A 6,755-nucleotide genomic window follows, 5' to 3' on the forward strand; every position below is an offset into this window, starting at 1 on the left:
GGAAAAAGCCGATGCGTCGTGTTGTCGTAACAGGAATGGGCATCGTGTCATCGATTGGCAATGACACCGCAGAAGTGACCGAAAGCCTGCGAACTGCCAAATCTGGCATTAGTTTCGCCCAAGAGCATGCCGATCATGGCTTTAAATGTCAGGTGCAAGCGCGCCCAAATCTCGACTGGGAAACCTTGGTCGACCGTCGCGCCGCGCGCTTTTTGTCAGAAGGCATGGGCTGGGGCCATATTGCGATGGAGCAAGCCATTGCCGATTCGGGCCTAGAGCCACACGAAGTCAGCCATGAGCGCACGGGCATCATCGCAGGCTCTGGCGGTCCTTCCACCAAAGCCATTGTTGGTGCTGCTGATAAGACCCGCGAGACGGGCTCGCCCAAGCGCGTTGGCCCCTTTGCCGTGCCCAAAGCCATGTGCTCGGGCGTGTCGGCAGCCTTGGCGACCTGGTTCAAGATTAAGGGCGTCAATTATTCGATCAGCTCGGCTTGTGCGACCAGTGCCCACTGCATCGGCAATGCCTATGAAAGCATCGCTTGGGGCAAACAGGATGTGATGTTTGCCGGCGGCAGCGAAGACCTCGACTGGACCTTGTCGATCTTGTTTGACGCCATGGGTGCTATGTCTTCTGGCTATAATGACACTCCATCACGGGCCTCGCGGGCCTATGATAAGAATCGCGATGGCTTTGTGATTGCTGGCGGGGCCGGCATGTTGGTGTTGGAAGATTATGACCGCGCCAAAGCACGCGGTGCGAAAATCTATGCCGAGCTGACGGGCTATGGCGCGACGTCTGATGGTCATGACATGGTCGCCCCATCGGGCGAAGGCGCGGTGCGCTGTATGCGCCAAGCTTTAGAGATGTCGGGTGGCCGCAAGGTCGATTATCTGAACCCGCATGGCACCGCGACACCTGTGGGAGACGCCAAAGAAGTCGGCGCGATCCGCGAAGTCTTTGCGGGCCACATCCCCCTCATCTCGTCAACCAAGTCGCTGACAGGGCATTCTCTAGGGGCGGCAGGGGCACAAGAGGCCATCTACAGCCTGTTGATGATGCAAGCTGGCTTTGCCTGCGAAAGCGCCCATATTGATGAGATCGACCCAGACTTTGCCGATTTGCCGATCCTGCGGGCGCGCAAAGAGGTTGAGATTGAGACCGCCATGTCCAATTCCTTTGGCTTTGGTGGCACCAATGCAACTTTAATGTTCTCCAAAATCTAGCGCCATTTTCCCGTCACAAAGTTGGGGCTCAATCGGACCATGCGATTCCTCCTCTTTCTGCTCATCGTGCTTGGTGCCCTGTTTTACTCAAACCCGACGGAGCAGCGGCTGCGTCAGGTCATGCGCGAGCAGGACAAGCTCAGCTTGGATGCGGCAAGCCTCCTGCCCATCAAGCGCACCAATTATTATTTGGCCTCAAAATTTGAGATCAATTATCTGATCGGCAAGAAAACCTGCTGGGGCGCGGCCTATGGGGTGATCATTTGCCCAGATGACAAGAAGGCCAAGAAGTGATGCGCCCGTCGCTCAAATGGGCGCTGACGGCGACCGATGTCGCTTTCATGCTCTATTGGAGTGTGGCGCTCTTGGAATGCGTGGGCCTGATCAGCATCCCCAGTGCGTGGCTTTACGCCAATGCCCACGATCCCCGCGTCGTAGCGTGGAACTGGTCTTTCTTTCCCCTCGACATTGCCTTTTCCATCACAGGCCTGTGGGCGGTTCGCGCGGCAAGCCTTGGGGACCCAATTTGGCGACCTCTCGCTCTGATTTCCCTCATCCTCACCATCGTGGCAGGTGGCATGGCGTGCGGCTATTGGCTGCTTCTGGGTGAGGTCGATGCCGTTTGGTTTGGGATGAATGCGGTTCTGGTGGTTTGGCCACTGGTATTTCTACCCGCTTTGGTGCGAGAAATGGCCGTAAATTCTGCGTCTGCGAATTGACTTCTCGTGTTCTGACACGTATCAGCGCCGCTCTCTAAAGACGTCACCTTAACAGCGCCTTCATTGCGCGCCACCTTTTGGAATACGACCATGAAAGTGAAGAGCTCTATCAAATCACTGAAGACCCGCCATGCAGCGTGTCAGGTCGTGCGCCGTAAAGGTCGGGTCTATGTCATCAATAAGGTCGACCCACGCTTTAAAGCCAAGCAAGGCTAATTGCGCGTGCCTGCGCCCATCCGCGCAGTCCTTTTCGATTATGGCAATGTTTTAGTCGGCTGGTCGCCGCGCAAACTCTATGCGCGCTTGATTTCTGATCCCAGCCGTCTCGACTACTTCCTCGATCATGTCTGCCCAATGTCGTGGCATATGCTACATGACGAGGGCCAAGCCATGGCCGACACCATCCCTGCCCGACAAGCTGAGTTTCCAGAGTTCGCAGCCGAGATTGCGGCGTGGAAGGCGGGCTTTGCTGAGATGATCACCGGCGAAATAACGGGCTCCACCCAATTGGTAAAGGAGCTCGCCGCCGCGCAAATCCCGCAATTTGTCTTGACCAATATGCCCAGCGAGATGGTCGAAACCTGCTTCAGCCCGTTTGATTTTCCGCGCCATTTCAAGGACATCATCGTCTCGGGCGATGAAAAGACCGCCAAGCCCTTAAAGCCTATCTTCGACATCAGCTTGAAACGCATGGGCGGCCTTTCGGCAGAAGAAGTCTTTTTCACCGACGATTCGCCCGCCAATATCGCCGCTGCCGCCTCTTACGGCTTTGTGACCCATTTGTTTGAGGGGCCAGAGGGCCTGCGCCAAGCGATGCAGGACGCGGGTCTTCCCGTTTGACGGGTCTTCCGGTTTAGGGGAAAGCTAAGCCTATGCGGTTTTTGCGCCTGTTGCCCTTCCTTTTACTTCTGCCTGCCGGTGCGGTCCCGATCACGCCGGGCGTGGTGGTGCCTGAGGTCGACAATCCTACCGTCTATGATCCCCCCCCTGCCCAAAGGCTAAACAGCTATTTCGAAGCCTTGGCCCGCAGTGGCTCTGCCGAAGAGGCCATGCGCTTTGAGGGCGAGATTTATCTGATCATGACGCGCAATGCCTCGCCCACTATCAATTTTTTGATGGAAAGCGCCAGTGTGGCGCTGGATGCCGGTGACACCGATGCCGCCCGGACGGCCTTGACCTCTGTCACAGAGCTAGCCCCCAATTTCGCCGAAGGTTTAGCGCGCCTGGCCACGATTGCTTATGATGATGGCGACTTGAAACAGGCTGAATCGCTACTGAAACGGGCGCTGCGCCTGGAGCCACGTCATTTTGCCGCTTGGACGGGCTTGGGCCTTGTACGCGAAGATCTGGGCGATTTCCGAGGGGCCGAAGAAGCTTATCGCGAAGCCCTGTTCTACCACCCTTATCTGGACGGGGCCAAGCGTGGCCTGATCCGCATGGAAGCCCGATTGGACGGATTATCGCTGTGAGCCCTGACGACCTTTCCCGCCTCATGCCATTTCTGGTGCTGGCCGCAGCCCTGTGCGTCTTCATGCTAATCTCGATCGTGTTGCGGCTGGCCTTGATAGAGCGTTCCTGGCCAGCCATCGGCCGCTTTGTGACCGCACGCGGGGTGAAGGCCCATGTGATTGAGCAAGGCAGTGGCCCTGAGATTCTCATGGTGCATGGCGCGGCTTCAAACGGGCGCGAATTGATTTCTGCACTCGGCCACCGCCTGACAGATATGCGCTTGATCGCGCCAGATCGTCCGGGTCTTGGCTATTCAGAGCGGCCAAAAGACGCGGCCACCTTGGGCGAGCAAGCCGCCTTCATCGCCGACATTCTGCGCCAGACCGCGTCTGGCCCCGTCGTAGCGGTTGGCCATAGCTGGGGCTCAGGGGTTATCCTGCGCTTAGCCTTAGACCATCCAGACCTCGTCAAAGCGCTGGTTCTTTTGGCCCCTGCCTCCCACCCGTGGCAGAAGTCGACCAGCCTATTAAACCGTATCGCTGGCTGGCCGATCTTGGGCGACCTACTCGTCTGGACCCTGCCGCCGCTGATTGGGCCAAAGCTTGCCCCCAAGGGCATTGCGCGCGGCTTTGCCCCCGGTCCGGTCAATCCGCCCGATTATGGGGATAAGATCGGCACACCGCTCTTCTTCCGGCCCAAGGCCTATAAGGCCAATGCCGAAGATATGGTGATTGGCAGCGCGGAAATGGGCAAACAAGCGCCGCGCTATTCAAGCCTGACCCTGCCGGTCACCATCGTTTCCGGCCAAGGCGATGTGATTGTTTATAATAGCATTCATGCCGCCGGCCTCAAGCGCGACATCCCACACGCGCAAAGCTTTCGCGTGCCCGAAGCGGGCCATATGCCCCATTGGGTCGATCCCGATCTGGTGGAGGGCATCATCCGCGCTCATGCGACCGATACTGTGTATGAGGGCAGTTCTGCCCAATTTCGTGCAGAGCCCTGATTGCGCCTTGGCGCAGGCAGGCTAGAAGGATGGTTAAGACCAGCCCCACATTGATGCTTTGAGGTTCCGACCATGTATGATGCCGACGACGACCAATCCCATGTTTCCGCCCCTCAAGCTTTGACTTCATCGTCTAAGGAAAAATTGCGCCAGTTTGTTGCCCGCATCGAAACCTTAGAAACCGAGAAAACCGAACTGGCTGAGCAACTCAAGGAAGTCTATGGCGAAGCCAAATCCTTGGGCTTTGACACCAAGGCCCTGCGCGCCGTGATCCGCTTGCGCAAGCAAGACGCCAATGATCGGGCAGAAGCTGAAATGATGCTCGACCTCTATCTGGAAGCCGTCGGCGAAATCTGAGGCTTTTTTGTCGCGACGGGTTGACCCTGCCCTGACCAAGCGCGCCCTGTCGGCCCTGAAACGGGCGGCAGATAAGGCCAAATTGAGTGAAGAGGGTCTAACGGAATGGGAAGCCGAATTTCTGGGCAGCGTCGAAGAACGTCTGACGAAATTCGGCTCTGCCTTTGCCGATCCTGATAAGGGCCAGTTGAGCGCGCCGCTCTCGATGCGCCAAGGCTTGAAGGTCCGTCAAATCAGCAAAAAAGGTGAGACCGAAGCCGACAAGAAGTCCCGCACGGGCTTTAAGGCCAAGGACAAGCCTCCAACCCCCACCAATCGAAAATCAGTCAAGCCAAAATCAGACAGGCCAAAATCAGACAGGCCAAAACCAGATAAGCCGCGCAAGCCGCTTGCCCGCAAAACGGGTCTCACTTCCAAAGGCTTCAGGCCCAAAAGGGCTGACTAATTCGGAGCAGCGTCTGAGGCTTCATCCCCGTCGTCGCCATCCGCACCAAAGCCGCAATCCCACAGCTTGCGATCATGAAACTTTGCCCGCACGGCCAAGGTCGAGGCAAGGCTGCGGGCTTGGGGCGGTGCGCCGCGGCGAAAACCACCCTCCCCCATTTTATAGATTAAATAATGTGAGACGAACTGGCTACGGGGAACCCCTGTTCGCGCTTCCATCGTGGTGAAATGCCAGCCGACAAAATCTGCCGACAAAGCAAAATTCGAGCGCGAGCCTGAGGTTCGGCCCGTGTCGCGCAAAAACCAGTTCCAGGTCCGTAGATTGGCTTGGGCAAAGCCGAAATTGCGCAGCGAATTGGCATCCACCGCCCCTGCCCCCTTGGCCGTGGCGCGAAAGCGGCTTTCTTGGTCGATCACGGTAAGGATCGTGCCGGGGCTGACCTTCCACGTCAAAGAGGCAGAGCGCACGGCCTCTGCCCAGCCGGGATTGCGCGCCATTAGGGCGCACATGTCTTGGGTTTGCGCGTGGACTGGCTGTGCGGCCAGATAAAGCCCGCAGGCCGCCAGAAATGCCACCGCCCGCATCTTAACGTGCCCCACAGCAGGGACAGGCAGGATCGGCCTTCAAACGCACGGTTCGGCTTTGCCCGCTTAAGCCATCCATCATCCACAGCCGACCCATCAGAGGCTTACCGGCCTTGGTCAGCCACTTGATCGCCTCTAGCGCCATCATTGAGCCGACTACACCCGTCAAGGCACCAACAATGCCCATTTCCGCGCAGGTCTCGGCCTGAGGTGGCACTTCGGGCACAAAGCAGCGATAGCAGGGCAAGGCCTCGCCATGAAGGTCGGTCTTACTGAGGCCCGAGCCAAACACCGCCACTTGCCCATCCCAACGCCCAACCGCGCCAGACACCAAGGGAATACCCAAGGCGTGGCAAGCGGCATTGACGGCAAAGCGGGTTTCAAACTGGTCGGTGCCATCCAGCACGAGGTCTGCGCCCGCGATCAAGCGCTCGGCATTGGTGGCGTCCAAACGCTGGACTTGCACTTCCACTTCAATGGCGGGGTCCAAATGCTGGATCGCGGCTTGGCCAGCCCGAACCTTATCCACGCCCACGTCTTCGGTTTTGAACAGGATTTGTCGCTGCAGATTGGAGAGATCGACCACGTCTGGGTCAATCAAGATCAAACGACCAACGCCTGCTGCTGCCAGATAAAGCGCCGCTGGTGCCCCCAAACCACCCACACCAACCAATGCCACCGTCGCCCCAGCCAAGCGCTTCTGCCCGGGGCCACCAATCTCTTTGAGAAGAATGTGGCGAGCATGTCGATCAAGGCGAACATTACCTGTTTTCATGGGAGCATGATGACTGTCCCGGCGGGTGATGGCAAGATCAGGGTGCGGGTGTAAAACCCCTCTCCCCTTGGGACACATCGGCGCATGCGCCGATGTCCGGGAGGGATTGAAGGGGAACCTGCGCATCGGTACGCGTTGTCAGGCGCAGCTCGTGCTGCGCGGTCCTTTTGGTGATCCTTCTGTCTCACCAAAAT

Annotated in this window: 11 protein-coding genes; 9 read left to right on the top strand and 2 right to left on the bottom strand. The window is 57.9% G+C overall.

Translation table 11 applies throughout. The annotated features are described in order from the left end of the window. Nucleotides 1–11 precede the first annotated feature (11 nt). From fabB to ACOVRA_RS01930, 9 genes are all read left to right on the top strand, one after another. Nucleotides 12–1,226, top strand: a complete 1,215-nt coding sequence (gene fabB / locus ACOVRA_RS01890; RefSeq protein WP_421718824.1) for a beta-ketoacyl-ACP synthase I — start codon at nt 12–14, stop codon at nt 1,224–1,226. Between the two features lie 39 nt (nt 1,227–1,265). Next, entirely contained in the window at nt 1,266–1,520 is a 255-nt protein-coding gene (locus ACOVRA_RS01895; protein ID WP_290807369.1) for a hypothetical protein, read from the top strand. After that, nucleotides 1,520–1,945: a DUF5360 family protein gene (locus tag ACOVRA_RS01900; protein ID WP_421718825.1), complete on the top strand. Its 426-nt coding sequence runs from the start codon at nt 1,520–1,522 to the stop codon at nt 1,943–1,945. The genes ACOVRA_RS01895 and ACOVRA_RS01900 overlap by 1 nt, the downstream gene beginning before the upstream one ends. A 90-nt stretch (nt 1,946–2,035) precedes the next feature. Then, nucleotides 2,036–2,161, top strand: a complete 126-nt coding sequence (gene ykgO, locus ACOVRA_RS01905; protein WP_085339923.1) for a type B 50S ribosomal protein L36 — start codon at nt 2,036–2,038, stop codon at nt 2,159–2,161. Nucleotides 2,162–2,167: 6 nt separating this feature from the next. After that, entirely contained in the window at nt 2,168–2,785 is a 618-nt protein-coding gene (locus ACOVRA_RS01910; protein WP_421718826.1) for an HAD family hydrolase, read from the top strand. Between the two features lie 32 nt (nt 2,786–2,817). Next, nucleotides 2,818–3,414 carry a tetratricopeptide repeat protein gene (locus ACOVRA_RS01915; protein ID WP_421718827.1) on the top strand — a complete coding sequence of 199 codons (597 nt, stop codon included), beginning with the start codon at nt 2,818–2,820 and terminating at the stop codon, nt 3,412–3,414. Next, complete coding sequence (locus tag ACOVRA_RS01920; RefSeq protein WP_421718828.1) at nt 3,411–4,400, top strand: alpha/beta fold hydrolase; 990 nt, start codon at nt 3,411–3,413, stop codon at nt 4,398–4,400. Before ACOVRA_RS01915 ends, ACOVRA_RS01920 begins: the two co-directional genes overlap by 4 nt. A 72-nt stretch (nt 4,401–4,472) precedes the next feature. Continuing rightward, on the top strand, nt 4,473–4,757 hold the full coding sequence (locus ACOVRA_RS01925) for a DUF2312 domain-containing protein (protein WP_290807359.1): 285 nt from the start codon (nt 4,473–4,475) through the stop codon (nt 4,755–4,757). Nucleotides 4,758–4,764: 7 nt separating this feature from the next. Then, nucleotides 4,765–5,202 carry a hypothetical protein gene (locus ACOVRA_RS01930; RefSeq protein ID WP_421718829.1) on the top strand — a complete coding sequence of 146 codons (438 nt, stop codon included), beginning with the start codon at nt 4,765–4,767 and terminating at the stop codon, nt 5,200–5,202. Here ACOVRA_RS01930 and ACOVRA_RS01935 read toward each other — a convergent pair. Together ACOVRA_RS01935 and ACOVRA_RS01940 are read right to left on the bottom strand one after the other, a co-directional pair. Further along, nucleotides 5,199–5,786: a hypothetical protein gene (locus ACOVRA_RS01935; RefSeq protein ID WP_421718830.1), complete on the bottom strand. Its 588-nt coding sequence runs from the start codon at nt 5,784–5,786 to the stop codon at nt 5,199–5,201. The two genes, ACOVRA_RS01930 and ACOVRA_RS01935, sit on opposite strands and share 4 nt — an antisense overlap. 1 nt (nt 5,787) lies before the next feature. After that, nucleotides 5,788–6,561, bottom strand: a complete 774-nt coding sequence (locus tag ACOVRA_RS01940) for a HesA/MoeB/ThiF family protein (RefSeq protein WP_421718831.1) — start codon at nt 6,559–6,561, stop codon at nt 5,788–5,790. Nucleotides 6,562–6,755 lie beyond the last annotated feature (194 nt).

Origin of the sequence: Aquidulcibacter sp., assembly GCF_049239865.1 — a bacterium.
Classification (GTDB): Bacteria; Pseudomonadota; Alphaproteobacteria; order Caulobacterales; family Aquidulcibacteraceae; genus Aquidulcibacter.